This is a genomic window from Streptomyces bobili, from assembly GCF_002154575.1.
In the GTDB taxonomy this organism is placed as follows: domain Bacteria; phylum Actinomycetota; class Actinomycetes; order Streptomycetales; family Streptomycetaceae; genus Streptomyces; species Streptomyces bobili.
This window is the reverse complement of the sequence record NZ_MUBA01000209.1, coordinates 1-25,869: the sequence shown is the minus strand read 5'-3', so window position 1 is coordinate 25,869 and position 25,869 is coordinate 1. Positions and strand designations below refer to the sequence as shown.

At 70.4% G+C, this 25,869-nt stretch carries 20 protein-coding genes and 1 pseudogene; 11 read left to right on the top strand and 10 right to left on the bottom strand.

The window, feature by feature from the left end:
* Window positions 1-24: 24 nt before the first annotated feature.
* The gene (locus BZL64_RS17785) at window positions 25-972 is read right to left on the bottom strand and encodes a PAC2 family protein (RefSeq protein ID WP_086770174.1); all 948 of its coding nucleotides are present in this window, start codon (window positions 970-972) and stop codon (window positions 25-27) included.
* 369 nt (window positions 973-1,341) lie between these two features.
* Here BZL64_RS17785 and mtnA point away from each other — a divergent pair, with 369 nt between their 5' ends.
* Window positions 1,342-2,373 (top strand): S-methyl-5-thioribose-1-phosphate isomerase, encoded by a 1,032-nt coding sequence (mtnA, locus tag BZL64_RS17780; RefSeq protein WP_086770173.1) that lies wholly within the window; start codon window positions 1,342-1,344, stop codon window positions 2,371-2,373.
* A 72-nt stretch (window positions 2,374-2,445) separates the two neighbouring features.
* On the opposite strand, the gene mtnB is transcribed toward mtnA, so the two are convergent.
* From mtnB to BZL64_RS17765, 3 genes are read right to left on the bottom strand one after another with little or no spacing between them, the layout of a single operon-like run.
* Complete coding sequence (gene mtnB, locus BZL64_RS17775; RefSeq protein WP_086770172.1) at window positions 2,446-3,054, bottom strand: methylthioribulose 1-phosphate dehydratase; 609 nt, start codon at window positions 3,052-3,054, stop codon at window positions 2,446-2,448.
* Window positions 3,051-3,788 carry an acireductone synthase gene (gene mtnC / locus BZL64_RS17770; protein WP_086770171.1) on the bottom strand — a complete coding sequence of 246 codons (738 nt, stop codon included), beginning with the start codon at window positions 3,786-3,788 and terminating at the stop codon, window positions 3,051-3,053. The genes mtnB and mtnC overlap by 4 nt, the downstream gene beginning before the upstream one ends.
* Complete coding sequence (locus BZL64_RS17765; protein ID WP_086770170.1) at window positions 3,785-4,384, bottom strand: 1,2-dihydroxy-3-keto-5-methylthiopentene dioxygenase; 600 nt, start codon at window positions 4,382-4,384, stop codon at window positions 3,785-3,787. Before BZL64_RS17765 ends, mtnC begins: the two co-directional genes overlap by 4 nt.
* A gap of 438 nt (window positions 4,385-4,822) precedes the next feature.
* Here BZL64_RS17765 and BZL64_RS17760 point away from each other — a divergent pair, with 438 nt between their 5' ends.
* The 4 genes from BZL64_RS17760 to mtnK all read left to right on the top strand — a co-directional run bounded on the left by BZL64_RS17760 (window position 4,823) and on the right by mtnK (window position 9,773).
* Window positions 4,823-5,920: a substrate-binding domain-containing protein gene (locus BZL64_RS17760; RefSeq protein WP_086770169.1), complete on the top strand. Its 1,098-nt coding sequence runs from the start codon at window positions 4,823-4,825 to the stop codon at window positions 5,918-5,920.
* Window positions 5,907-7,436, top strand: a complete 1,530-nt coding sequence (locus BZL64_RS17755) for a sugar ABC transporter ATP-binding protein (protein WP_086770168.1) — start codon at window positions 5,907-5,909, stop codon at window positions 7,434-7,436. The genes BZL64_RS17760 and BZL64_RS17755 overlap by 14 nt, the downstream gene beginning before the upstream one ends.
* A 118-nt stretch (window positions 7,437-7,554) precedes the next feature.
* Window positions 7,555-8,601 carry an ABC transporter permease gene (locus BZL64_RS17750; protein ID WP_086770167.1) on the top strand — a complete coding sequence of 349 codons (1,047 nt, stop codon included), beginning with the start codon at window positions 7,555-7,557 and terminating at the stop codon, window positions 8,599-8,601.
* 11 nt (window positions 8,602-8,612) lie between these two features.
* Window positions 8,613-9,773 carry an S-methyl-5-thioribose kinase gene (mtnK, locus tag BZL64_RS17745; RefSeq protein WP_086770166.1) on the top strand — a complete coding sequence of 387 codons (1,161 nt, stop codon included), beginning with the start codon at window positions 8,613-8,615 and terminating at the stop codon, window positions 9,771-9,773.
* A gap of 82 nt (window positions 9,774-9,855) precedes the next feature.
* Here mtnK and BZL64_RS17740 read toward each other — a convergent pair whose 3' ends face one another.
* The 4 genes from BZL64_RS17740 to BZL64_RS17725 all read right to left on the bottom strand — a co-directional run bounded on the left by BZL64_RS17740 (window position 9,856) and on the right by BZL64_RS17725 (window position 15,246).
* Window positions 9,856-11,472: a glycerol-3-phosphate dehydrogenase/oxidase gene (locus BZL64_RS17740; RefSeq protein WP_086770165.1), complete on the bottom strand. Its 1,617-nt coding sequence runs from the start codon at window positions 11,470-11,472 to the stop codon at window positions 9,856-9,858.
* An 18-nt stretch (window positions 11,473-11,490) separates the two neighbouring features.
* Complete coding sequence (gene glpK, locus BZL64_RS17735; RefSeq protein WP_086770164.1) at window positions 11,491-13,029, bottom strand: glycerol kinase GlpK; 1,539 nt, start codon at window positions 13,027-13,029, stop codon at window positions 11,491-11,493.
* Between the two features lie 106 nt (window positions 13,030-13,135).
* The gene (locus tag BZL64_RS17730; RefSeq protein ID WP_086770163.1) at window positions 13,136-13,930 is read right to left on the bottom strand and encodes an MIP/aquaporin family protein; all 795 of its coding nucleotides are present in this window, start codon (window positions 13,928-13,930) and stop codon (window positions 13,136-13,138) included.
* Between the two features lie 551 nt (window positions 13,931-14,481).
* Entirely contained in the window at window positions 14,482-15,246 is a 765-nt protein-coding gene (locus BZL64_RS17725; RefSeq protein ID WP_086770162.1) for an IclR family transcriptional regulator, read from the bottom strand.
* A 317-nt stretch (window positions 15,247-15,563) separates the two neighbouring features.
* On the opposite strand from BZL64_RS17725, the gene metH reads away from it, so the two are divergent.
* The 5 genes from metH (at window position 15,564) to BZL64_RS17700 (ending at window position 23,680) form a co-directional block, all read left to right on the top strand.
* The gene (metH, locus tag BZL64_RS17720) at window positions 15,564-19,085 is read left to right on the top strand and encodes a methionine synthase (protein WP_086770161.1); all 3,522 of its coding nucleotides are present in this window, start codon (window positions 15,564-15,566) and stop codon (window positions 19,083-19,085) included.
* A gap of 126 nt (window positions 19,086-19,211) precedes the next feature.
* On the top strand, window positions 19,212-19,910 hold the full coding sequence (locus BZL64_RS17715) for an HAD family hydrolase (protein ID WP_086770160.1): 699 nt from the start codon (window positions 19,212-19,214) through the stop codon (window positions 19,908-19,910).
* Window positions 19,911-19,928: 18 nt separating this feature from the next.
* On the top strand, window positions 19,929-20,117 hold the full coding sequence (locus tag BZL64_RS39550; protein WP_143663188.1) for a hypothetical protein: 189 nt from the start codon (window positions 19,929-19,931) through the stop codon (window positions 20,115-20,117).
* A gap of 304 nt (window positions 20,118-20,421) precedes the next feature.
* The gene (locus tag BZL64_RS17705) at window positions 20,422-22,029 is read left to right on the top strand and encodes an ABC transporter substrate-binding protein (protein WP_086770159.1); all 1,608 of its coding nucleotides are present in this window, start codon (window positions 20,422-20,424) and stop codon (window positions 22,027-22,029) included.
* A 70-nt stretch (window positions 22,030-22,099) separates the two neighbouring features.
* The gene (locus BZL64_RS17700) at window positions 22,100-23,680 is read left to right on the top strand and encodes an ABC transporter substrate-binding protein (protein WP_086770158.1); all 1,581 of its coding nucleotides are present in this window, start codon (window positions 22,100-22,102) and stop codon (window positions 23,678-23,680) included.
* Window positions 23,681-23,757: 77 nt separating this feature from the next.
* Here BZL64_RS17700 and BZL64_RS17695 read toward each other — a convergent pair whose 3' ends face one another.
* Window positions 23,758-24,429: a response regulator gene (locus BZL64_RS17695; RefSeq protein ID WP_086770157.1), complete on the bottom strand. Its 672-nt coding sequence runs from the start codon at window positions 24,427-24,429 to the stop codon at window positions 23,758-23,760.
* Window positions 24,430-24,504: 75 nt separating this feature from the next.
* Window positions 24,505-25,461: a RecB family exonuclease gene (locus BZL64_RS17690; protein WP_086770175.1), complete on the bottom strand. Its 957-nt coding sequence runs from the start codon at window positions 25,459-25,461 to the stop codon at window positions 24,505-24,507.
* 174 nt (window positions 25,462-25,635) lie between these two features.
* On the opposite strand from BZL64_RS17690, the pseudogene BZL64_RS40620 reads away from it, so the two are divergent.
* Window positions 25,636-25,869: pseudogene (locus BZL64_RS40620) on the top strand (site-2 protease family protein); the annotation flags it as partial.

The following is a 25,869-nucleotide window of genomic DNA, read 5'->3' as shown; positions in this document are numbered from 1 at the left end:
GCCCCGTTCGTGCGTCCGCCGGTCCTACTCCTCCGGCGAATCGTCGTCGTCGGCAGTCTCGCCGGCGCTCTCCCCGGTCGGCTTCGGCGGCTTCGGGGGCCGTGTCCGCTCGCCGGGGCCGGGCGGTCCGCCGCCGTCCCGGCGCCGCAGGTACCGCTCGAACTCCCGGGCGATCGCCTCACCCGAGGCCTCCGGCAGCTCCGCGGTGTCGCGGGCCTCCTCCAGCGTCTGGACGTACTCCGCGACCTCACTGTCCTCCGCGGCCAGTTGGTCCACGCCGACCTGCCAGGCACGCGCGTCCTCGGGCAGCTCGCCCAGCGGGATGCGCACGTCGATCAGGTCCTCCAGCCGGTTCAGGAGAGCCAGCGTCGCCTTCGGGTTGGGCGGCTGCGACACGTAGTGCGGTACGGCCGCCCACAGGCTGACCGCCGGCACGCCCGCGTGCGTGCACGCCTCCTGGAGGACGCCGACGATGCCCGTGGGGCCCTCGTACTTGGTCTCCTCCAGGTCCATCCGCTGGGCCAGGTCCGCGTCGGACGTGGTGCCGCTGATCGGAACCGGACGGGTGTGCGGGGTGTCGCCGAGCAGGGCGCCCAGGATGACGACCAGCTCCACACCCAGCTCGTGCGCGAAGCCGAGCAACTCGTTGCAGAACGAGCGCCAGCGCATGGACGGTTCGATGCCCCGCACGAGCACGAGGTCGCGCGGCTTCTCGCCGCCGACCCGCACCACCGACAACCTTGTCGTCGGCCACGTGATCTTTCGCACTCCGGCATCGATCCACACCGTGGGCCGGTTCACCTGGAAGTCGTAGTAGTCCTCGGCGTCCAGCGCCGCGAACACCTCGCCCTTCCACTCCCGTTCCAGATGTGCGACCGCGGTGGAGGCGGCGTCGCCGGCATCGTTCCAGCCCTCGAACGCGGCCACCATGACCGGGTCGATCAGCTCGGGAACCCCCTCGAGCTCGATCACCCAGCGCCTCCTTCCGACGTGCCCTCGCCTGACCACCCAACCTTACGGCGTCCGGCGGGGGCGCCCGCAGCCCCCTTGCACGGGCTCGGTGAACGGATCACTGCCCCGTTCACCACCCCCGGACACCCCTCGCCGGAAGCCGCTCGAAGGCTTGACCTCGGCGTCCGCTCCCCGGTGGGAACTCCGGGCCACCGGCGACGAGTTCACTCACCTTCATTCACCTTCGTTCACCGGGGCCATCGGTGCCCCGCTCCGGGGGGCGGCGTGCCGCACGGCCCCGCCCGGCGGCGGGATCCCTCGCTTCGGTGAGCGTTCTTCGAGGTCATGTACGGTGTCGAACACCATAGGAACATCAGGAGTGGCCTCGTCATGTCCCAGGAACTGCGCGCGGTGGAGTGGACCGGAACCGGCCTCGCACTGATCGACCAGACCGTCCTCCCGCACCGCGCCGAGACCGTGGACGTCCAGGACGTGGACACCCTGGTGGACGCGATCCGGCGCCTGGTCGTGCGCGGCGCCCCGGCCATCGGCGCCGCCGGCGCCTACGGCGTCGCGATCGCGCTGCTCCAGGGCGAACGGGAGGGCTGGACCCCTGACGAGGTGCGCGCGGCCGTCGCCCGTGTCCGTGCGGCCCGCCCCACCGCCGTGAACCTCATGGTGGGCGTGGACCGGGTCATGGCCCGCTTCGGCGAGGGCCTCGACGCGGTGCTGGAGGAGGCCGCCGCCGTCCAGCGCGAGGACGTCGAGGCCAACCGGGCGATGGCTGCCTTCGGCGCGGACTGGCTGCTCAAGCGGGTCGGCGAGGACCGGCCGCTGAGGATCCTCACGCACTGCAACACCGGCGCCCTGGCGACGGCCGGCTGGGGCACCGCCCTCGGCGTCATCCGCGAACTGCACGCCCGCGGCCGTCTGGAGGTCGTCTACGTCGACGAGACCCGCCCGCTGCTCCAGGGGGCGCGGCTGACCGCCTGGGAGCTGGTCCAGGAGGGCATCGCACACTACGTCCAGGCCGACGGCGCGGCCGCCGGCACCGTCCTGCGCGGGCAGGTCGACGCGGCCGTCGTCGGCGCCGACCGCATCGCCGCCAACGGCGACACCGCGAACAAGGTCGGCACCGTCGGCGTCGCCCTGGCCTGCGCGGACGCCGGCGTGCCGTTCCTCGTCGCGGCGCCCACCACCACGGTCGACCTCGCCACACCGTCGGGCGACGGCATCCACATCGAACTGCGCGACGAGGCCGAGGTGCTGGAGTGGGCGGGGACCCGCACGGCCCCGGCCGCCTCGCGCGGGCACAACCCGGCCTTCGACGTCACGCCGGGCCGGCTGGTGACGGGGCTGGTCACCGAGCGCGGCGTACTGGAGGTCTCGGCCGGGGAACTGCCGGGGGAGCATCTGCGGTAGCGCCCGTCGCACCACGCGCGAGGGCCCGGCCGCTCGGCGGCCGGGCCCTCGCGCGTCGTCGCACGCGCCGGTTCAGCGGCGCGTCAGTTCCAGCTCCAGGAGCCACTCCACGACCTCGGTGTGGTGGCGGGCCTGCCGCGGGGACTCGCCCCACACGTACAGGCCGTGGCCGGCCACGACCACCGCCGGCATCCGCGGGTCGCGGGCCGCCTCCAGCCGGTCGCCGAGGACCTTCATGTCCTGGCTGTTGGCGATGACCGGCAGCGTCACCTCCACGTCGTGGGCGGGCTGCCCGACGCCCTTGAGCATCTCCACGTCCTTGAAGACGATCCCGCCCGGATGCCGGTGGCCCATCGCCACGGACGCCACCGTGTGCACGTGCACCACGGCGCCCGCACCGGTCAGCTCGGCCACACGCGCGTGCAGTTCGGCTTCGGCGGAGGGCTTCCCGCCGTGCACGGCCGCGCCCTGACCGTCCACCAGCACCACGTCCGCGGGCGTCAGTTCACCCTTGTCGTGGCCGCTCGCGGTGACCGCGAGGCGCAGCGGGTCACGGGTGAGCACCACCGACAGGTTGCCGGACGTGCCGCGCATCCAGCCGAAGGAGGCGAAGCGGGCGGACTCGGCGGCGAGGACCGCCCCCGCCTCCTCCAGGTCCAGTGCGGTGATCTCGGCGGTCATACGGTGCTCCCGTTGGTGCTGACGGTGATCTCGTCGAACGTCCCGGCCTGCGCGTGGTCGCCGACGCCCTGCTCGAAGTACGGCTCCCCGGGCCGCCGGACGCCGACCGCGTACCAGCCCGCGGCACGGGCCGCGTCCAGCTCACCCGGTCGGTCGGACAGGAAGAGGAGCCGGCCGGGCGCGACCCCGGTCGCCTCCGCGATCCGGCGGTACGACGCCGGGTCCTGCTTCGGGCCCGCGTTCTCGGTGTCGTACAGCCCCGATACGAGCGGCATCAGGTCGCCCTGCGGGCTGTGCGTGAACCAGGCCCGCTGCGCCGCAACCGACCCGGAGGAGTAGACGTACAGCGCGCTGCCCGCCGCGTGCCAGGACCGCAGCGCCGGTACGACGTCGTCGTAGAAGTGCGAGACGAGGTCGCCGCGCGCGAAGCCCTCGGACCAGACGACGCCCTGGAGTGTCTTGAGCGGGGTCGCCTTGCGGTCCTCGTCGAGCCAGGCGTTGAGCGTCTTCTCGATCGCCGTCGCGTCGGCTTCCGGCTCGCCCGTCAGCTCCCGGACCTGGGCGATCGCGCGAGCCACCGCCGGCTCGCCGGCCCGCTCGGTGAGCAGTTCGCCGAAGCGGGCCCGCGAGTACGGGTAGAGCACGTCCACGACGAAGCCCGTGGCGCTCGTGGTGCCCTCGATGTCGAGCACCACGGCGTCCACGGGGAAGTGCAGCGGGTTCCGCACGCTCACGCGGCTGCCCTGTCCGCCGCGTGAGCGGCCGCGATGGTGTCGTAGTCGGGGAAGCGCGAGGCGATGGAGGAGCCGGTGAAGCTGCCGATCCAGCCGTCCTCCTCGTGGAAGAAGCGGATCGCCGTGAACGACGGGCTGGTGCCCATGTCGAACCAGTGCGTGGTGCCGCGCGGCACTCCCAGCAGGTCGCCCTTCTCGCAGAGGACCGCGTGCACCTCGCCGGCGACGTGCAGGTAGAAGATGCCGGACCCGGAGACGAAGAAGCGCACCTCGTCATCGTCGTCGTGGGTGTGCTCCTGGAGGAACTTCTCGCGGGCGGCCTTCGCCTTCGCCGGGAACTCCGGGTCGTCGCTGGGGTGCAGGCCCAGCACGTCGACGGTGGTGAAGCCCTCCTCGGCGTTGAGCCTGTCGATCTCCGGGGCGTACGCGGCGAACACCGTCTCGCTGTCGGCGTCGGACGGCACGTCCTCACGGACCGGCCACTGTTCGTAGCGCACGCCCAGCGGCGCGAGCGCGGCGGCGATCTCGGCGGGGGCGGAGGTGCGGCGGACCAGCGTCTCCGGTCCGGACTCGGACCAGGTCGTCAGCAGCGTCATGGGTCAACTCCAGGAGTCTGGAAGTGGAGTGGAAGCAGAGTGGGGGAGGGCGGCGGAGGAGGAGAGTCACTCGACCGCGACACGCCAGGGCACGGTGCCGGTTCCGTGATGGTAACTCCCGATGCCGTGTACACCGACTGTGACATTGTCGTTGTCTCGTATGGCGAGATTCGGTGTCCATTTCTTTGACGGTGGCTGAAAACGTTCTCATGATCTGCGTATGAAGACGCTGCTGCTCGTGCGGCGGCTGTACGTGGACCTGCTCCGGTCGACCACGGCCCGCTGTCGCTGACCCGCCCGGAGCTCTGACGCGCCCCCCCACTCGCGGGGCCGTTCCCGCCACCCGCAACAGGGTGGCCGATTCCCGTTCTTCGGCTCCGGGCCCGCGCAACCCTCGGTTCTTCCTCCCTTCGCGTCACCCCGTACCTGGAGCCCCTCATGTCCCGTGCCCGCCTGCCTCTCGCCGCGCTCTCGCTGGCCTCCGTCTCCGCCCTCGTGCTGTCCGGCTGCTCGCAGTCCACGGACGCCTCGAAGGACACCGGCACCAGCGCCGCCCCCGCCGCCGCGGCCACCGGCAAAAAGCCCGCCCCGTTCGCCGCGGGCCCGGTCAAGGTCGCGCTGGTCCGGCAGAGCGGCGCCGGTGACTACTTCGAGCAGTGGGGCAACGGGGCGAAGGCCCAGGCCAAGGCCCTCGGTATCGACCTGACGGTGTACGACGCCCAGGCCGACAACGCCAAGCAGGCCACCGACCTGTCCTCGGCCATCAACTCCGGCGCGAAGGCGATCATCATCGACCACGGTTTCCCGGCGACCATCCAGCCGGAGATCGACAAGGCCGTGAAGAAGGGCATCAAGGTCGTCGTCTACGACGTGGAGACCGGCACCGACGGCGTCGTCTCCACCAAGCAGGACGACGCCAGCATGGCCAGGGCCGTGCTCGACGTGATGGCCGAGGACCTCGGCAAGGGTGCCAAGGTCGGCTACGTCAACGTCGCCGGGTACGCCGCCCTCGACAAGCGGGACTCGGTCTGGAAGACGGCGGTCGACTCCAGCGCCTGGAAGCAGGAGTTCAAGGTCGGCAAGGTCACCGACTCCACGGCCACCGACAACGTTCCCCTCGTCTCCGCCGCCCTCACCCAGCACTCCGACGTGGCCGGCGTCTTCGCGCCCTACGACGAACTCGCCAAGGGCACCGTGCTCGCCGTGCAGAACAAGAAGCTCCAGGACAAGGTGAAGGTCTTCGGCGCGGACGTCTCCAACGCCGACATCCAGCAGATGACCGCCGCCGGCAGCCCGTGGGTCGCCACGGCGGGCACCGACCCGTCCGCGGTCGGCGCCGCCGTTGTGCGCACCACCGCGCTGGAGCTGGCCGGTGAACTGGGCAAGACCTCCGTCGAGTTCCCGGCCGTCGCCATCACCCAGGACTTCCTGCGCGAGAAGAAGATCGCGAACATGGACCAGCTGCGGGAGGCGCTGCCCGCGCTGAACCTGTCCGAGGTCTCCACCGCCGACTGGATCTCCAATGTCGCCCACTGACGCCGGCACGGAGGCGGCTGTCGGCCTGCGGGACGTCAGCATGGCCTTCGGCGGCAGGACCGTGCTCGACTCCGTCTCCCTCGACATCGCCCCCGGCACCGTGGTCGCGCTGCTCGGGGCGAACGGCGCCGGCAAGTCCACGCTGATCAAGATCCTCTCGGGCGTCCACCGGGACCACGGGGGAGAGGTGCGGGTCGCGGGCCAGGCCGTGTCCCTCAACTCCCCTTCGGCCGCACGCCGGTTGGGTATCCAGACCGTGCACCAGCGCATCGGTGAGGGCATCGTCCCCGGACTCACCGTCGCCGAGAACCTCGTCTTCGAGGAGCTGGCGCAAAAACGCGGCAACCCGTTCATCAACGGCCGCGCCACCCTCGCCCGCGCCCGCGAGATCCAGGCATCCCTGGGCCTGGGCTGGAGCGACGCCGTCCTCAAGCGGGACGTCACCGAACTCGGCATCTCCGACCGTCAGTTGCTCATCCTGGTCCGCGCCCTCGCGACGCGCCCCCGGCTGCTCGTCCTCGACGAGCCGACCTCCGCCCTGTCCGCCGCCGAGGCGGAACGCCTGTTCACCCTGGTGGGCAGGATGCGCGAGGACGGCATCGCCGTGCTGTACGTCTCCCACCGGCTCGGCGAGATCGACGCGCTCGCCGACCGGCTCGTCGTCCTGCGCGACGGACACCTCACCGAGGACCAGGTCAGACCCTTCGACTGGGACGCGGCCCTGCGCGCGATGCTCGCCCAGACCCAGGAGACCACCACCGCCCGGCCCGTCAGGGAAGGCGCCCAGGGCGAGGTCGCCCTCTCCCTGCGCGGGGTCCGCCTGTTCGCGGGCCGTAAACCGCTCGACCTCGACCTGCGCACCGGCGAAGTCACTGGCATCGTCGGCCTGTTGGGCGCGGGCAAGACCGAGCTGGCCCGAGGCCTGTTCGGCGCCGAGCCCTTCGCCACCGGGGCCGCCGAGCTGGACGGCAGGCCCTACGCGCCGCGCCGCCCCTCCGACGCCATCCGGGCCGGCGTCCACCTGGTCCCCGAGGACCGGCACGCCGACGCCCTCGTGCCCGGCTGGTCTCTCGCCCAGAACATCTCGCTGCCGTTCCTCAAGGCCCTGTCCAGAGGCGGCCTGGTGAACCGCTCGCGCGAAGACGCCCTGGGCCGCGACACCATCGACGCACTCGGCGTCGTCACCCGCGACGAGCACAGCACCGTGGAGCAGCTCTCCGGCGGCAACCAGCAGAAGGTCGTCGTCGGCCGCTGGCTCGCCGAGACCCCGCGTGTCCTCATCCTGGACGAGCCGTTCCGAGGCGTGGACATCGGTGCCCGCCGGGACATCGGCCGCCGCGCCCGCGCCCTGGCCGCCGACGGCTCCGCCGTGCTCGTCCTGTCCGCCGACGTCGACGAGGTCCTGGAGATCGCCGACCGGGTCGTCGTGCTCGCGGCCGGTGAGATCCACCTCGACGCGTACGGCGACGAGGCGGAGCGCGACCGCGTCATCCGCACCATCGCCGTCTCCGTCTGAGCCCCTGCCGAGTCCGAGCCCTGCCGAGTCCGGGCCCTACGAGTCCTAGCCCCTCCGAGTCGAAGTCGCTCCAGTCGCAGTCGCTCCGACACCGGCCGCCGAAGGAAGCAGCACCCACATGACCACCACACACAGCACCGAGGTCCCCGCCAAGGCGGCGATCCCGCCCGCGGCCTCCACCGCCGTGCGCGTCCAGAACGCCGTCATCAAGTACGGCTTCATCTTCGTCACGGTCGTCCTCTTCCTGTACTTCGCGCTGAGCGAGGGCTCCTTCCGCGAGTCGGCGACCCTCCTCGACACCCTCCGCTATGTCTCCGTCGCCGCGATCCTCGGCCTCGGCGTCACGTTCACCATGGCCGTCGGCGGGATGGACATGTCGGTGGGCGCGGTGGCCGGCCTCGGCGTCTCGGTCGCCGCCCAGTCGATGGTGGTCCACAACCAGGTCGGCGCGGTGGCGATCCTCGCGGTCCTCGCCGCGGGCGCCCTGGCGGGCCTGCTCAACGCGCTGCTGATCGTCGTACTGAAGATCCCCGACATGCTGGCCACCCTCGGCACCATGTTCGTCATCCAGGGCGGCAAGCTCATCCTGGTCGACGGCCAGTCCATCACCCCCGGCATGACGATGTCCGACGGGTCGACCGCGCCCGGCCGGTTCACCGACGGCTTCCTGCGCATCGACCGCGGCACGGTCCTCGGCATCCCCGTCTCCGTGCTGATCTTCGGCGGGCTGACCGTCGTCGCCTGGGTCTTCCTCGCCCGCACCCGCTGGGGCCGGGTCCTGTACGCCATCGGCGCCAACCCGGAGGCCTCCCGCCTGGCCGGCATCCGAGTCGGCGCGTACCGGGCGCTGGCCTACGTCATCTCCGGCGTCCTCGCCTCCGTCGGCGGCCTCATCCTGGCGTCCCGTATCGGGCAGGGCGACGTGTCGGCCGGCACCTCGCAGCTGCTGGAGGCGGTGGCGGTGGCCCTGGTCGGCACCTCGGTCCTCGGCAGGGGCCGCCCGAACGTCTGGGGCACGGCCCTGGGCGCGGTGCTCATCGGCATCATCACCACCGGCCTGACCATCAAGGGCCTGCCCTACTACACACAGGACGTCGTCGAGGGCGCGGTGCTGATCCTCGCACTGGTCTTCAGCTTCACCCTGTCCAAGCGCCGCACGTCCTGAGGAGAACGACGATGGGCTACCGCATCCTGGAGACCGACGACATCCCCGGCTACCTGCGCGATCGGGGCCACTGGGACGACGTGGACGACATCCACGTCCGCGAGGTGTCGGACGGCAACATGAACCGGGTCTTCCTCGCCCGCAGCACCGACGGCAGCCGCAGCCTCGCCGTCAAGCAGGCCCTGCCCTGGGTCCGTGTCGCCGGCCCGTCCTGGCCGATGAGCCCCGACCGCGCGGACGCCGAAGCCCGCGCCTACGCGCAGATAGCCGAGGTCGCCCCCGACAAGATCCCGGCGATCCTCGGCTACAACCCCGAGAACCACGCCCTCGTCATGGAGGACATGTCCGACCTGGAGGTCCTGCGCACCCTCCTCAACGAGGGCGCGTCCTACGGCCCGCACACCTCGGCGCGGATCGGCGAACTGGTCGCCCAGCTGTCCTTCACCACCAGTGACTTCGGCATGCCCTCCGCCGACCGCAAGGCCCTGATCGCCGCCTCCGTCAGCCCCGAGCTGTGCAAGATCACCGAGGACGTGGTCCTCTCCGAGCCGTACCTCACGCACGAGCACAACCACTGGCTCCCGGAACTCGACGACCTGGCGGCGGAGTTCCGCGCGGACGCGGCGCTGCGCACCGAGGTCGCCGACCTCCGGCACACCTTCATGACGAGCGCGCAGGCCCTCCTCCACGGCGACCTGCACACCGGCAGCGTCATGGTCGGCACCCGCGAAGGCGCCCCCGTGGTGCGGGTCTTCGACCCCGAGTTCTCCTTCGTCGGCCCGATCGGCTACGACCTCGGCCTGTACTGGGCCAACGCGCTCGTCTCCGAGGAACGCGCCCGCGCGCTCGGCACCCTCGCCGACCACGCGGACCAGCTCCGCCTGTCCTGGGACGGTTTCGAGACCGAGTTCCGCCGCCTGTGGCCGACCCGCGTCGACACCTTCTTCGACGACGCCTACCTCGACCGCTTCCTGCGCCGCGTCTGGACGGACGCGGTGGGCTACGCCGGCACGGAGATCGTCCGCCGCATCATCGGCTTCGCCCACCTGACCGACCTGACCACCCTGCCCGCCCCGGCCCCGGCCTCCCGCCGAGCCCTGCTCCTGGGCCGCGAACTGATCCTGCGCCGGGAGGAACTGAGCACTGCGGACCACATCAGGGCGCTCGTCTGACAGCGCCTCGGCGCGGCACGCACGCGAAAGGGACGGCCCCTCCCCGAGGAGCCGTCCCTTTCGCGTCGTACCGCCGCAGCGGCTACTTCTTGTCGAGCAGGTCCTGGACCTTCGCGCGGACCTCGTCCGTGGCCAGGCCGCGGATCGTCAGGGTGGTACGGCGGCGCAGGACGTCGTCCTGCGTCTCGGCCCACTCGTGGTCGCGGGCGTAGACGACCTGCGCCCAGATCTCCGGAGCGTCGGGGTGGACGCGCTCGCTCAGTTCCGGGTTCTCGTTCGCCAGGCGGGCGATGTCGAAGGCCAGCGAACCGTAGTGCGTGGCCAGGTGCCTGGCGGTGTCGGCGGCCATGCGCGGACCCGGCGCCGGGTTGTCGACGAGCAGCCGGTGGGCGACCGCGCGCGGGTTGGCGACGCCCGGCAGCGGCATCCTCTTCGGCAGCGAGGAGACCGGCTCGAAGTCGTCACCGAGCGGGTGGCCCGGCAGCGCCTCCAGCTTCTGCATGACGGTCCGCCCGATGTGCCGGAAGGTCGTCCACTTGCCGCCCGCGACCGACAGCATCCCGCCCTTGCCCTCGGTCACCACGGTCTCCCGCTTCGCCTTGGCCGTGTCACCGGGACCGCCCGGCAGCACCCGCAGACCGGCGAACGCGTACGTGATCAGATCACGGTCGAGCTGCTGGTCGCGGATGGAGAACGCGGCCTCGTCGAGTATCTGGGCGGTGTCCTTCTCGGTGACCGCGACGTCCGCCGGGTCACCCTCGTAGACCTCGTCCGTCGTGCCGAGCAGCAGCATGTCCTCCCAGGGGAGGGCGAAGGTGATCCGGTACTTGTCGATCGGGGTCGCCAGCGCGGCCTTCCACGGAGAGGTCCGCTTCAGGACCAGATGCGCGCCCTTCGACAGCCGGATCGACGGTGCGGCATTCGGGTCCTCCATCCGGCGCAGGTGGTCCACCCACGGCCCGGTCGCGTTGAGCACGAGCCGGGCGCTGACGCCGAACTCGTCACCGGAGAGACGGTCGCGCAGCTCGGCTCCCGTCACCCGGCCCTTGGTGAAGCGCAGCCCGGTCACCTCGGCGTGGTTGAGCACCACGGCGCCCGCCTCGACGGCCGCACGGACCGTCATCAGCGCCATCCGGGCGTCGTTCATCTGGTCGTCCCCGTACACGGCGACGGCCTTGAGGTTCTCGGTGCGCAGCTCGGGCACGTCCTGCTGGGCCTTGCCCGGCGACAGCAGGTGTCCCACGCCGTCGCCGAAGGCCGACAGCGCGGAGTAGGCGAAGACGCCCGCTCCGAGCTTCGCCGCGCCGTGCGGCCCGCCCTTGTACACGGGGAGGTAGAAGGTCAGCGGGTTCGCCAGGTGGGGGGCCACCTGGCGGGACACCGCACGGCGCTCGAAGTGGTTCTCCGCCACCAGCTTCACCGCGCCGGTCTGCAGGTAGCGCAGACCGCCGTGGAGCAGCTTGGAGGAGGCGGAGGAGGTGGCGCCGGCGAAGTCGCCGGCGTCGACCACTGCCACCCTGAGGCCGGACTGCGCGGCATGCCAGGCGGTGGAGATGCCCAGGATGCCGCCGCCGATCACGAGGAGGTCGTACGACGCCTTGGCGAGCTGCTCCCGGGTCTCGGCACGGCTCGGGTTCGAGCCGTAGGCCGGGTGCGTGCCGAGGGCAGGCACGGACTGCAGGGTGGACTCAGTGGTCATTGCGGTTCTTACTCCTCGTCAGTCTTCGTCGGCGATCCAGCCCATGGTCCGCTCGACGGCCTTGAGCCAGCTCTTGTACTCACGGTCGCGGGTGTCCGCGTCCATGCGGGGGGTCCACTCGGCGGCCCGTCGCCAGTTGGCGCGCAGGTCGTCGGTGCTGGTCCAGAAGCCGACGGCGAGGCCGGCGGCGTAGGCGGCGCCGAGGCAGGTCGTCTCGGCGACCATCGGACGCACGACCGGCGCGTCCAGGAAGTCCGAGAGGGTCTGCATCAGCAGGTTGTTGGAGGTCATGCCGCCGTCGACCTTGAGGGCCGCCAGCTCGACGCCGGAGTCCTTGGTCATGGCGTCGCTGATCTCGCGGGTCTGCCAGGCGGTCGCCTCCAGGACGGCGCGCGCGAGGTGCGCCTTGGTGACGTACCGGGTGAGGCCGGCGATGACACCGCGGGCGTCCGGACGCCAGTAGGGGGCGAACAGTCCGGAGAAGGCCGGCACGAAGTACGCGCCACCGTTGTCCTCGACCGACAGCGCGAGCGTCTCGATCTCGGCGGCGGTGGAGATGAGGCCCATCTGGTCGCGCATCCACTGCACCAGCGAGCCGGTGACGGCGATGGAGCCCTCGAGGGCGTAGACCGGCTTGTTCTCACCGATGCGGTAGCCGACGGTGGTCAGCAGCCCGGAGTACGAGTTGATGATCTTGTCGCCGGTGTTCATCAGCATGAACGTGCCGGTGCCGTACGTCGACTTGGCCTCGCCCTCCGCGAAACAGGTCTGGCCGAACAGGGCCGCCTGCTGGTCGCCGAGCGCGGAGGCGACCGGGATGCCGCCGAGCAGATCGCCCAACTTGCCGCCGGTGATCTCGCCGTAGACCTCGGCGGAGGAACGGATCTCCGGGAGCATCGCCAGCGGAACACCGATGGACTCGGCGATCTTCGGGTCCCACTCCAGGGTGTGCAGGTTCATCAGCATGGTGCGCGAGGCGTTGGTGACGTCGGTGACGTGCCGTCCGCCGTTGACGCCGCCGGTCAGGTTCCAGATGACCCAGCTGTCCATGGTGCCGAACAGGATGTCCCCGGCCTCGGCGCGCTCGCGCAGCCCCTCGACGTTGTCGAGCAGCCAGCGGGCCTTCGGGCCGGCGAAGTACGAGGCCAGCGGCAGGCCCGTCTCGCGGCGGAAGCGGTCCTGGCCGACGTTGCGGCCCAGGTCGCGGCAGAGGGAGTCGGTACGGGTGTCCTGCCAGACGATGGCGTTGTGGACGGGCTCACCGGTGTTCCTGTCCCACAGGACGGTGGTCTCGCGCTGGTTGGTGATGCCGATGGCCTTGATGTCGTCGCGGGTGATGTCCGCCTTGGCGATGGCGGAGGCGACGACCTCCTCGACGTTGGTCCAGATCTCGGTCGCGTCGTGCTCGACCCAGCCCGGCTTCGGGAAGATCTGCTCGTGCTCCTTCTGGTCGACGGAGACGATCCGGCCGTCGCGGTCGAAGACGATGCAGCGCGAGGAGGTGGTGCCCTGGTCGATCGCGGCGATGAACGGGCCGGCGGTGTGGGCGTCGGTCACAGTGTGCTCCCGGAGATTCCGTGGTTGACGAGCGGTACGTACGGCGCGTGCTCGGTGTGCAACGTGAGGTTCATGTTCCTGAACTCATGTTCCTGAACTCATGTTCCTAGGCGAACGCGACGTTGTAGAGGCCTGCCGCGATCGCTCCGCCGATCAGCGGACCGACCACCGGGATCCAGGCGTAGCTCCAGTCGGAGCCACCCTTGTTGGGCAGGGGCAGCAGGGCGTGCACGATGCGCGGACCGAGGTCACGGGCCGGGTTGATCGCGTAGCCCGTCGGGCCGCCGAGGGACAAGCCGATCGAGACGACCACCAGCGCGGTGATCAGCGCGCCCAGCGTGCCGAGGCCGTTGCCCTCGTTGTTGAGGCCCTGCGTGAGGATGGCGAGCACCAGCACGACCGTGCCGATGATCTCCGTGGCGAGGTTCTGCACCGCGTTGCGGATCTCCGGGCCGGTGGAGAAGATGCCGAGCACCGGGCCGGCCCCCTTCTCCTGGGCCTCCACGGCCTTGGCGGTCGTGTCCTGCGCACCCGGACCGCCGACGATCTCTCTGTCGGTGAGGTGCGCCTGGAACTGGCCGTAGTAGGTGACCCACACCAGGGCCGCGCCGATGGCGGCACCGATCAGCTGGCCGGCCCAGTAGACCGGGACGTTCTTCCACTCGCCGTCCTTGATCGCGAGGGCGAGGGTCACGGCCGGGTTCAGATGGGCGCCCGACAGGGGCGCCGAGGTGTAGACCGCCGTGAGCACGGCGAAGCCCCACCCGAAGGTGATGGCGAGCCAGCCGGCGTTACGGGCCTTGGAGGCCTTCAGCGTGACGGCGGCGCACACACCGCCGCCGAGCAGGATGAGTATGGCGGTACCGATGGTTTCGCCGATGAAGATGTCGGAGCTGGACACCCGCGACTCCTTTGTCCTTCGTCCAGGGGACCGAACCCCGGGTCCCTCCGGGAGTTCGAGCTGCTCTCGGATGAGAGCGATGCCGGCCCTTGGCGTTGTCACACTCTAGCGCGTATTGCCGGTAGGTGTTCGACAATGCCGACCGATGGACGGGAGTCTTGCTCCGGCGTCGCGGGTGCGTCAAGAGTCCTGTTATCGAAAGCACGATCGTTATTGATCGCTGCCGCAGATCGATCCGGGCGGGCCGGTCCCCGTGCTCGCGCGCGGGCCCACCGCACCGCGTATGTCCACGTCAGGGCACGGCGAGGGCCGGAACGGCCGCGCGGCCACGAGGGCGGCGACGGTCACGGCGACGCGTGCCGGAGCGGGCGTGCCCAGAGGCGTGAGTGGGCCCGCCGGGGGATGCGGCAGGCGTGCCGGGGGGGCGCGGCGGTCATGCAGGCGGGATGGGGCGGGCATGCCAGGGGCCGCGGCGCGCGTGCCGGCCGGATGCGGCGGGCACGCCGAAAGCCGGAACGCCGTCCCGACGTCCCGGTGTCTCCGCGCAGGTCTCAGAACCGTCCGGCGCCCAGATCGCGCGACACCGCGCGGGCACAGTCGCGTACGGCGGCGATCAGCTCGGGGCGCACCTCACCGTCCCGGCACAGGCGCTCCACGGCGCCGGTGATACCGACGGCCCCCACCGGCATGCGCCGCCGGTCGTGGATGGGCGCAGCGACGGAGGAGACGCCCTCCCAGGTCTCCTCGACGTCCGCCGCGTACCCCCGCGCGCGCGTGAGATCGAGGAGCTGCTCGAATTCCTCCAGCTCACACACCGTGCGCTCGGTGAAGGGCTTGCGGTCGGCCTCCATGGCCTCGCTGTGCGCGACCGGGTCGTACGCCGACAGCACCTTGCCCAGGGCCGTCGAGTGCAGCGGCTGCATGGCCCCGATCTCCAGGACTTGCCTGCTGTCGTCGGGCCGGAACACGTGGTGCACGATCAGCACGCCCTGCTGGTGCAGCACGCCCAGGTGGACGCTCTCGCCGCTGGAGCGGGCCAGGTCGTCCGTCCACACCAGGGCACGCGCACGCAGTTCGTGCACGTCCAGATAGGTGGTGCCCAGGCGCAGCAGCTCGGCGCCCAGCTGGTAGCGGCCGGAGGGCTCGTCCTGTTCGACGAAACCCTCCTGCTGCAGGGTGCGCAGAATGCCGTGGGCCGTGCCCTTGGCCAGGCCCAGGGCCGAGGCGATGTCCGAGAGGCCCAGCCGCCGCTCGCCGCCCGCGAGCAGTCGCAGCATCGCGGCCGCCCGTTCGAGCGACTGGATGTTCCGTGCCATCGCCGTTCTGCCTCCGTCCCCTCGGCCGTCCACGCGCAGCCAGTGCTGCCGTCGTTCGGCATTGTCGAACACTACCGGTCCATGCCGACCTCCCGCTAATGGTCGGTCGATACGCGTCACACCACTTGCCCCCCGCGGGTGACACCAGGACATCCGGGTCCGTCCCGTGGACGCCCTGACCATAAGCCCCCGGTCCCGGCTACCCTGGCGGCGAGCGCCCTCCACGGGAAGCTCCATGACCGATCCCCCGGGACGGTCCGGGAGTCACCGGAGGGCGCCGTGAAGCCGACAGCCGTCGCACCCGAGGGAGCCCTTTCATGGCCTCTGTGCCGCCGACCCCTTCCGCCGACAGCCGGACCCGTGTGTCCGAGCTTCGTGAGGCCCTCGCCACCCGAGTGGTGGTGGCCGACGGAGCAATGGGCACGATGCTCCAGGCCCAGGACCCCACGCTCGAGGACTTCCAGCAGCTCGAAGGCTGCAACGAGATCCTCAACGTCACCAGGCCCGACATCGTGCGCTCGGTGCACGAGGAGTACTTCGCCGCCGGTGTGGACTGCGTAGAGACGAACACCTTCGGCGCGAACTTCGCCGCCATGGCCGAGTACGACATCCCCGAGCGGGTCCACGAACTGTCCGAGGCGGGCGCCCGCATCGCCCGCGAGACGGCGGACTCCTTCGCGGCACGCGACGGCCGCACCCGCTGGGTGCTCGGCTCGATCGGCCCCGGCACCAAGCTGCCCACCCTCGGACACGTCGCGTACACCACCTTGCGTGACGCCTACCAGGAGAACGCCGAGGGCCTCATCGCCGGCGGCGCCGACGCGCTGATCGTCGAGACCACCCAGGACCTCCTGCAGACCAAGGCCGCCGTGCTCGGCGCCCAGCGCGCCCGCCGCAACGCCGGCCTCGACGTGCCGCTGATCGTCTCCGTGACCGTCGAGACCACCGGCACCATGCTGCTCGGCTCCGAGATCGGCGCCGCCCTGACGGCCCTGGAGCCGCTCGGCATCGACATGATCGGCATGAACTGCGCCACCGGCCCCGCCGAGATGAGCGAGCACCTGCGCTACCTGGCCCGCAATTCCCGCATCCCGCTGGCCTGCATGCCGAACGCGGGCCTGCCGGTCCTCGGCAAGGACGGCGCCAGCTACCCGCTGACGGCCCCCGAGCTGGCGGACGCCCAGGAGAACTTCGTCCGCGACTACGGCCTGTCCCTGATCGGCGGCTGCTGCGGCACCACCCCCGAGCACCTGCGCCAGGTCGTCGAGCGCGTCCGAGGCCTCGCCCCCGCCGCGCGTGACCCGCGCCCCGAGGCGGGCGCCGCCTCGCTCTACCAGAACGTGCCGTTCCGCCAGGACACCGCGTACATGGCGATCGGCGAGCGCACCAACGCCAACGGCTCGAAGAAGTTCCGCGAGGCCATGCTCCAGGCCCGCTGGGACGACTGCGTGGAGATCGCCCGCGAGCAGATCCGCGAAGGCGCCCACATGCTCGACCTGTGCGTCGACTACGTCGGCCGCGACGGCGTCGCCGACATGGAGGAGCTCGCCGGCCGCTTCGCCACCGCCTCCACCCTGCCCATCGTCCTGGACTCCACCGAGGTCGACGTCCTGCGGGCCGGCCTGGAGAAGCTCGGCGGGCGCGCGGTCATCAACTCCGTCAACTACGAGGACGGCGACGGCCCCGAGTCCCGCTTCGCCAAGGTCACCCGGCTGGCCCAGGAGCACGGCGCCGCACTCATCGCCCTGACCATCGACGAGGAGGGCCAGGCCCGTACCCCGGAGCACAAGGTCGCGATCGCCGAGCGGCTGATCACCGACCTCACCGGCAACTGGGGCATCCACGAGTCGGACATCCTCATCGACACCCTGACCTTCACCATCTGTACCGGCCAGGAGGAGTCCCGCAAGGACGGCATCGCCACCATCGAGGCGATCCGCGAGCTGAAGCGGCGCCACCCGGACGTCCAGACCACACTGGGCCTGTCGAACATCTCCTTCGGTCTCAACCCGGCCGCCCGCGTCCTGCTCAACTCCGTCTTCCTCGACGAATGCGTCAAGGCGGGCCTGGACTCCGCGATCGTGCACGCGTCGAAGATCCTGCCGATCGCCCGCTTCACCGAGGAAGAGGTCGGCACGGCCCTCGACCTCATCTACGACCGCCGCAGCGAGGGCTACGACCCCCTCCAGAAGCTCATGGCCCTGTTCGAGGGCGCCACCACCAAGTCCCTCAAGGCCGGCCGCGCCGAGGAACTGGCCGCCCTGCCCCTGGACGAGCGCCTCAAGCGCCGCATCATCGACGGCGAGAAGAACGGCCTGGAGGCCGACCTCGACGCGGCGCTCCAGATCCGCACCGCCCTGGAGATCGTCAACGAGACCCTCCTGGACGGCATGAAGGTGGTCGGCGAGCTGTTCGGCTCCGGCCAGATGCAGCTGCCGTTCGTCCTGCAGTCCGCCGAGGTCATGAAGACCGCCGTCGCCTACCTCGAACCCCACATGGAGAAGGTCGAGGGCGAGGAGGGCAAGGGCACCATCGTGCTGGCCACCGTCCGCGGCGACGTCCACGACATCGGCAAGAACCTCGTCGACATCATCCTCACCAACAACGGCTACAACGTCGTCAACCTCGGCATCAAGCAGCCGGTCTCCGCGATCCTCGAGGCCGCCGAGGAGCACCGCGCCGACGTCATCGGCATGTCCGGTCTCCTCGTCAAGTCCACGGTGATCATGAAGGAGAACCTCCAGGAGCTGAACCAGCGCGGCCTGGCGGCCGACTACCCGGTCATCCTCGGCGGCGCCGCCCTGACCCGCGCCTACGTCGAACAGGACCTGCACGAGGTCTACGAGGGAGAGGTCCGCTACGCCCGCGACGCCTTCGAGGGACTGCGCCTGATGGACGCCCTCATCGGCGTCAAGCGGGGCGTGCCCGGCGCGGCGCTGCCCGAACTGAAGCAGCGCCGGGTCCGCGCGAGCGCCGGCGCCGTCGAGGTCGAGGAACACCCGGAGGAGGGCCACGTCCGCTCCGACGTCGCCACCGACAACCCCGTCCCCGAGCCGCCGTTCTGGGAGACCCGCGTCATCAAGGGCATCCAGCTCAAGGAGTACGCCTCCTGGCTGGACGAGGGCGCCCTCTTCAAGGGCCAGTGGGGCCTCAAGCAGGCCCGCACCGGCGACGGCCCGACGTACGAGGAGCTCGTCGAGACGGAGGGCCGGCCGCGGCTGCGCGGGCTGCTGGACAAGCTCCAGACCGACAACCTGCTGGAAGCCGCCGTCGTCTACGGCTACTTCCCCTGCGTGTCCAAGGACGACGACCTGATCATCCTCGACGAGCAGGGCAACGAGCGGACCCGCTTCACCTTCCCCCGCCAGCGCCGCGGACGCCGCCTGTGCCTGGCCGACTTCTTCCGCCCGGAGGAGTCGGGGGAGACCGACGTGGTCGGCCTCCAGGTCGTCACCGTCGGTTCCCGCATCGGCGAGGAGACCGCCAAGCTCTTCGAGGCCAACGCCTACCGCGACTACCTCGAACTGCACGGGCTGTCGGTCCAGCTGGCGGAGGCCCTCGCCGAGTACTGGCACGGCCGGGTGCGCTCGGAGCTGGGATACGCCGGCGAGGACCCCGCCGACATCGAGGAGATGTTCGCCCTGAAGTACCGCGGCGCCCGCTTCTCCCTCGGCTACGGCGCCTGCCCCAACCTGGAGGACCGCGCCAAGATCGCCGAGCTGCTGCGGCCCGAGCGGATCGGCGTGCACCTCTCCGAGGAGTTCCAGCTGCACCCCGAGCAGTCCACGGACGCCATCGTGATCCACCACCCGGAGGCGAAGTACTTCAACGCACGGTGAGCCGTCCCACGCGCCCCGCCGCGACACGTTCGGCACACTGATCGGATAAGTCGTACACTGGTCGGTCCACTGAAGGCCGGTTCCCTCTCGGGAACCGGCCTGCTCGTCCCTCAAGGAGGTACGTGGATGACCAGCACGGTCCCCGCACTAGGAACCCGGACGGCCGAAGGCTCCGCCTTGCAGGCAGTGCTCCTGGACATGGACGGCACCCTGGTGGACACCGAGGGCTTCTGGTGGGACGTCGAGGCCGAGGTCTTCGCCCGGCTCGGCCACACCCTCGACGACTCCTGGCGCCATGTCGTGGTCGGCGGCCCGATGAGCCGCAGCGCCGGGTTCCTGATCGAGGCGACCGGCGCCGACATCACCCTCGCCGAACTCAGCGTCCTGCTCAACCAGGGCTTCGAGGAGCGCATCGGACACGGCCTGCCGCTGATGCCGGGAGCCGCCCGGCTGCTGGCCGAGCTGTCGGCGCACGGGATCCCGACGGCCCTCGTCTCCGCCTCGCACCGCCGCATCATCGACCGCGTCCTCACCTCGCTGGGCCCCCGGCACTTCGCGCTGACGGTGGCAGGCGACGAGGTGTCGCGCACCAAGCCGCACCCCGACCCCTATCTGTTCGCCGCCGCCGGCCTGGGTGTGGATCCGGCCAGATGCGCCGTTGTCGAGGACACCGCGACCGGGGTCGCCTCGGCCGAGGCGGCGGGCTGCCAGGTCGTCGCCGTGCCCTCCGTCGCGCCCATCGCCCCGGCGCCCCGGCGGACCGTCGTTCCCTCCCTGGAGCAGGTCGACCTGACATTCCTGCGTGCCCTGATGCCGCTCGGATGATCGGCGCGGAGATCAAGCGTGATCTCCGCGATCCGCGCTCCTCGTGATCTCGATCATCTCCGGGATCTTCCGATGACAGAAATGCCGGAGCCGTTCACCCAGCGTGCACCGCCGATAGCGAGGGAATTCGGCGCGTGCCCGCGCGGTGAATTCAGGCCGACGCAGACGGCCGAATTCCGCTCCGCGCGCACCCAGGCGCATGTGTGAACTTCGCCACGCCGAACGGTCTCGACACGGGCGCCCGGATGTGCAGTTCACCCCCGTTCGGGGGGTGCGGGCGTGCCCTTGTGTCCCGATTCATGGAACCGTGCACGAATCATTCCACTGTCGGGTTTTCGGTGTGTCCACACCCGGTTTCGCTGCGTGATGGCCTTTCAACTCCGGTGGCTGCGAACCCTGGTGCAGGTGCGGACTAATCTCGTCGCGAGAACATCGCCCTTACCCCCGTGATCGGCCGCGACACCCCTGCATGCCGGGTACACGGACCTGACAGCTCTGGAGAAACTCGAGCATGAACCGCAAGACTTTGGTGCTGCCGGCCGTGGCAGGTCTGCTCGCGCCCGTGCTCGCCGCCTGTGGCGGGTCCGACAGCGGCAGCGGCAGCGGCGACGCCATCGTCGTGGGCACCACCGACCGGTTCACCGCCACCAAGGACGCCCCGGCGCCCTTCGATCCGGCCTACGCCTACGACGTCGGCAGTTGGAACGTCCTGCGCCAGACCGTGCAGACCCTGATGATCCAGCCCAAGGGGGAGGGCGACCCCGTCCCCGAGGCGGCCGAGAGCTGCGGCTTCACCGACACGGGCAACGAGCGCTTCGCCTGCAAGCTCCGCAAGGACCTGAAGTTCGCCAACGGCGACGCCGTCACCGCCGAGGACGTCAAGTTCTCCATCGACCGGGCCCTCGCCCTCAAGGCCGACTCCGGCGTGTTCGCCCTCCTCTCCACGGTCGACACCGTCGAGACCAAGGGTGACAACGAAGTCATCTTCCATCTCAACACCGCCGACGCCACCTTCCCGTTCAAGCTGTCGACCCCGGTCGCCGGCATCGTCAACCCCGACGACTACGAGAAGGGCAAGCTGCGCGACGGCTTCTCCGTCGACGGCTCCGGCCCCTACACCCTCGAGGCCAAGACCGACGGCGACGAGATGACCAGGGCCGTCTTCACCAAGAACCCCAACTACCAGGGTGCTCTCGATGTGAAGAACGACAAGGTCGAGATGGTCTCGTACGCGGACGCCGACGAGATGGGCACCGCCATCGACAAGGGCGACATCGACGTGATGACCCGCACCATGTCGCCCGAGCAGATCGAGAAGCTCTCCGACTCCTCCGCCGACGACAGCGTCGACATCGTCGAGCTGGCCGGCCTGGAGATCCGCTACCTCGCCTTCAACACCACGGCCCCGTCCGTCAAGGACAAGGCGGTCCGCCAGGCCATGGCGCAGGTCGTCAACCGCGGCGAACTGGTCAACAACGTCTACGGCTCGCAGGCCGAGCCGCTCTTCTCGCTCGTCCCGGCCTCGGTCACCGGCCACTCCAACTCCTTCTTCAACAAGTACGGCGAAGCCAACGTCAGCAAGGCCAAGACCCTGCTGACCAAGGCCGACATCACCACCCCGGTGAAGGTGACGCTGCACTACACGACCGACCACTACGGTCCGGCCACGAAGAAGGAGTTCGAGCTCCTCCAGAAGCAGCTCAACGCCAGCGGCCTCTTCGACGTCTCCATCGAGGGCACCCCCTGGGACGCCTTCGTCCCCGCCGAGCGCAAGGGCGAGTACGACGTCTGGGGCATGGGCTGGTTCCCCGACTTCGCCGACGGCGACAGCTACATCGCGCCGTTCCTCGACAAGGACAACTTCCTCAAGTCGCCGTACCAGAACAGCGAGATCATCAACAAGCTCATCCCGGAGTCCCGCCGCGAGGCCGACCGCCTGGCCGCAGGCAAGACGCTGACGGAGATTCAGGACATCGTCGCCGAGGACGTCCCCGTCCTGCCCCTGTGGCAGGGCAAGCAGTACGTCGCCTCCCGCGACGACGTCACGGGCACCGCCTACGTGCTGAACTCCTCCGCCACCCTCCAGCTCTGGGAGCTGTCCCGCGGCACCAGCGGCTGACGGACCGTCCGGCCCGGGGCCGTGCACCACGGCCCCGGAAAGCACGAGAACGACGACAAGGCACACGCACGTGAACATGCGCAACCAGTGGCCGGTCCTGCCCATCGTGGCGGGGCTGGCCTCCGGCCTGTTGGCCGGCTGCGGCTCACAGGTGACCGGCTCCGGCGGCGACGGCTCCGCCGTGGTCATCGGAATGTCCGACGACGTCCTGGCCACCGACCCGGCCTCCGGCTACGACCCCGGCTCCTGGCTGTTGTTCAACAACGTCTTCCAGTCGCTGCTGAGCTTCCCCAAGGGCGGCACCGAACCCGAGCCGGACGCCGCCGAGGACTGCGGCTTCAGCGACACACGGACCAAGGTCTACGAGTGCACGCTCAAGGACGGCCTGAAATTCAGCAACGGTGACGCCCTCACCTCCGAGGACGTCAAGTTCTCCTTCGACCGCATGCTGGACATCGACGACGCCGCCGGCCCCGCGATCATGTTCCCCATGCTCGACAAGGTCGAGACACCGGACGAGAAGACCGTCGTCTTCAAGCTGAAGGTCCCCGACGCCACCTTCCCCAGCAAGATCGCCTCGGGCGCGGGCTCCATCGTCGACCACCGCCAGTACGACGCCGACGGCCTGCGCGAGGACGGCGAAGCCGTCGGCTCCGGCCCCTACCGACTGGACTCCTTCGGCGAGGACGAGGCCACCTTCTCCACCAACGAGCACTACAAGGGCACCGCCGAGGTCAAGAACACCGGCGTCACCCTGAAGTTCTTCCACGGCGACCAGAGCGGCCTCAAGACGGCCCTCCTCGACGACCGCGTCGACATCGCCTACCGGGGCCTCACCGCCGCCGACATCGCCGACACCGACACCAACGACGACAGTTCGGGCGTCGAGGTCGTCGAGGGCAGCAGTGCCGAAGTCCAGCACCTCGTCTTCAACATGGACGACCCCGTCGCCGGCAAGCTCGGCGTCCGCCGCGCCATCGCCCACCTGATCGACCGCGAAGCCCTCATCACGGACGTCTACCAGGGCACAGCCGACCCGCTGTACTCGATCATCCCGGCCGGAATCGCCGGCCACAACACCGCCTTCTTCGACCGCTACGGCGCCAGCCCCTCCCGCACCGCGGCCGCCGCCGCCCTCGAGGACGAAGGCATCACCGACAAGGTCGACCTCACCCTCTGGTCCACCCCCTCGCGCTACGGCCCCGCCACCGACCAGGAACTGAAGGCCATAGCCGCCCAGCTCAACGCCAGCGGCCTCTTCGAAGCCGACGTCAGATCGGTGGCCTACCAGCAGTACGAGAAGGACATCGCCGCCGGCAAGTACGGCGTCTACGTCAAGGGCTGGGTGCCCGACTACCCCGACCCCGACAACTTCACCGCGCCCTTCTTCGGCGAGGGCAACGTCCTGGGCAACAACTACACCGACACCGCCATCACCGGCACGCTCATCCCGCGCACCGCCGCCCAGAGCGACCGCGGCGCCACCGCCGACGACTACGGCCGGCTCCAGGACATCGTGGCCGAGCAGGTCCCCGTCCTCCCGATCTGGCAGGCCAAGCAGTACGCCGTCGTCCAGGAGAACGTCTACGGCCTGGAGAACTGCCTCGACGCCTCCACCGTCTTCCGCTTCTGGGAGCTGGAGAAGGGCTGAGAAGCCCCAAAAGACGCGGAGGGCGCCCCCTGTCAGGAAGGGGCGCCCTCCGTGCCGTCGTACCGTGGACCCCGCCGCTACTGCGCCCCCGGACGCACCAGCCCGCTCTCATAGGCGTACACCGCCGCCTGCACCCGGTCCCGCAGGCTCAGCTTGGTCAGCACATGCCCGACATGCGTCTTCACCGTCGTCTCACTGACGAACAGGTCGGCGGCGATCTCCGCGTTCGACAGACCCCGCGCCACCAGCTTCAGCACCTCGACCTCACGGTCAGTGAGCGTGTGCAGCGTGTCCGGCAGAGGCTCGTCACCCGACGGCAGATGCGTGGCGTACTTGTCGAGCAGCCGCCGCGTGATGCTCGGCGCGAGCATCGCCTCACCGGCGGCCACCACCCGGATCGCCTGCACCAGCTCGTTCGCCGGCGCGTCCTTGAGCAGGAACCCGCTCGCCCCGGCACGCAACGCCTCCACCACGTACTCGTCGAGGTCGAAGGTCGTCAGCACCAGCACCTTCGCCGGACCGTCCCGACCCGGCCCGGTGATCTGCCGCGTCGCCTCCACCCCGTCCATACGAGGCATACGAATGTCCATCAGAACAACATCGGGCTGCAAGGCCCGCACCTGGTCGAGGGCCTGGAGGCCGTCGCCGGCCTCACCGACCACCGCGAGGTCCTGCTCCGCCTCCAGAATCATCCGGAAGCCGGTACGCAGCAGCGGCTGATCATCGACCAGTAGGACGCGGATGGCCACGTAAGTCTCCTTCGGTAGTCCGGCCCCATTCTGCCCTGCGCGACCGCGCCGGACTCGGCCGCCCTCACCGACGCCCTACCCCGGGACCGTCCCCCCGACCGGCCGCACCGGCAACGGATACGGCGGGGGAGTACCACCGAACTCCGGACAGTGCGCCTGGTGATCGCACCAACCGCACAGCTTCGTCGGACGGGGCCGCCACTCACCCGTCTCCGTCGCCAGCCGGATCGCCTCCCACAACGCCAGCAGCTTGCGCTCCACCCGCTCCAGATCGGCGAGCACCGGGTCGTACGTCAACACGTCACCGCTGCCCAGATAGACCAGCTGGAGCCGCCGGGGAATCACGTTCTTCAACCGCCACACGACCAGCGCGTAGAACTTCATCTGGAACAGCGCGCTCTCCGCGTACTCCGGCCGGGGCGCCTTGCCCGTCTTGTAGTCCACGATCCGCACCTCACCGGTGGGGGCCACGTCGACGCGGTCGATGATCCCGCGCAGCCTCAGCCCCGACTCCAGCTCGGTCTCCACGAACAGCTCCCGCTCGGCGGGCTCCAGCCGCGTCGGATCCTCCAGCGTGAACCACCGCTCGACCAGCTGCTCCGCCTCGGCCAGCCAGCCGGACAGCCGCTCACCGTCGGGATCGTCGGCGAACAGCTCCACGACCTCCGGCCGCGACTCCCGCAGCCGGTCCCACTGACCCGGCACCAGCGACCTGGCCCGCGGCGCGGTCCGCTCGGCGGCAGGCGCGTCGAAAAGACGCTCCAGCACCGCGTGCACCAACGTGCCCCGAGTGGCCGCCGCGCTCGGCTTCTCCGGCAACCGGTCGATCACCCGGAACCGGTACAGCAACGGGCACTGCATGAAGTCACCCGCCCGCGAGGGCGAGAGCGAAGCGGGCGCTATCGCGGTGACAGCCTTCTCCCCGGCGGCCTCCACCGCCACCACGACCGTCTCCCCGACCCCCGCCTGCGGCAGGCTCCCCACACCGTCCTCGTCGCCGGACCGGGCGACACCCTCGCTGCTGCTCTCCATGCCCAAGACCTTACGACCCGCCACCGACAGCGAACCCACTCCGCCCACGGCACGGGCGGGAGCCGTGAAAACCCAGGGGGTGCCGGGGCGGAACGCGTCCCGGCGGACGCATACCATCGGTCCCAGACCCTTCCGCCCGGCAGGAGCGGGAGTCGCGACCAACGAGGGGACACCGTGGTGGAAAGCGGCGGGAGCGGGCAGCCGCGGCCCGACAGCGAAGAGCCGGCCGAGCGCCACGCGACACCCGCGCCCCCGCCGGCCGCACACCAGGAGACCCCGGCCGAGGTCCCCGATCCCTCCACGGACCAACGGCACGGCACCCCGGAAGAGACCACCGACGAGCCCAAGCCGGCACAAGCGGGAACGGCCGACGAACCGAAGCCGCAGGACACCCGGCCGGCCGGGTGT

Excerpts from the sequence above, each read along its gene's own strand:
- BZL64_RS17715 (WP_086770160.1), top strand. The coding sequence starts at position 19,212 with ATGACCAGCACGGTCCCCGCACTAGGAACCCGGACGGCCGAAGGCTCC.
- BZL64_RS17765 (WP_086770170.1), bottom strand. The coding sequence starts at position 4,384 with ATGACGCTGCTGACGACCTGGTCCGAGTCCGGACCGGAGACGCTGGTC.
- BZL64_RS17750 (WP_086770167.1), top strand. The coding sequence starts at position 7,555 with ATGACCACCACACACAGCACCGAGGTCCCCGCCAAGGCGGCGATCCCG.
- BZL64_RS17760 (WP_086770169.1), top strand. The coding sequence starts at position 4,823 with ATGTCCCGTGCCCGCCTGCCTCTCGCCGCGCTCTCGCTGGCCTCCGTC.
- BZL64_RS17725 (WP_086770162.1), bottom strand. The coding sequence starts at position 15,246 with ATGGCACGGAACATCCAGTCGCTCGAACGGGCGGCCGCGATGCTGCGA.
- mtnA (WP_086770173.1), top strand. The coding sequence starts at position 1,342 with ATGTCCCAGGAACTGCGCGCGGTGGAGTGGACCGGAACCGGCCTCGCA.
- mtnB (WP_086770172.1), bottom strand. The coding sequence starts at position 3,054 with ATGACCGCCGAGATCACCGCACTGGACCTGGAGGAGGCGGGGGCGGTC.
- mtnK (WP_086770166.1), top strand. The coding sequence starts at position 8,613 with ATGGGCTACCGCATCCTGGAGACCGACGACATCCCCGGCTACCTGCGC.
- BZL64_RS17705 (WP_086770159.1), top strand. The coding sequence starts at position 20,422 with ATGAACCGCAAGACTTTGGTGCTGCCGGCCGTGGCAGGTCTGCTCGCG.
- metH (WP_086770161.1), top strand. The coding sequence starts at position 15,564 with ATGGCCTCTGTGCCGCCGACCCCTTCCGCCGACAGCCGGACCCGTGTG.
- BZL64_RS17755 (WP_086770168.1), top strand. The coding sequence starts at position 5,907 with ATGTCGCCCACTGACGCCGGCACGGAGGCGGCTGTCGGCCTGCGGGAC.
- BZL64_RS17740 (WP_086770165.1), bottom strand. The coding sequence starts at position 11,472 with ATGACCACTGAGTCCACCCTGCAGTCCGTGCCTGCCCTCGGCACGCAC.
- BZL64_RS17690 (WP_086770175.1), bottom strand. The coding sequence starts at position 25,461 with ATGGAGAGCAGCAGCGAGGGTGTCGCCCGGTCCGGCGACGAGGACGGT.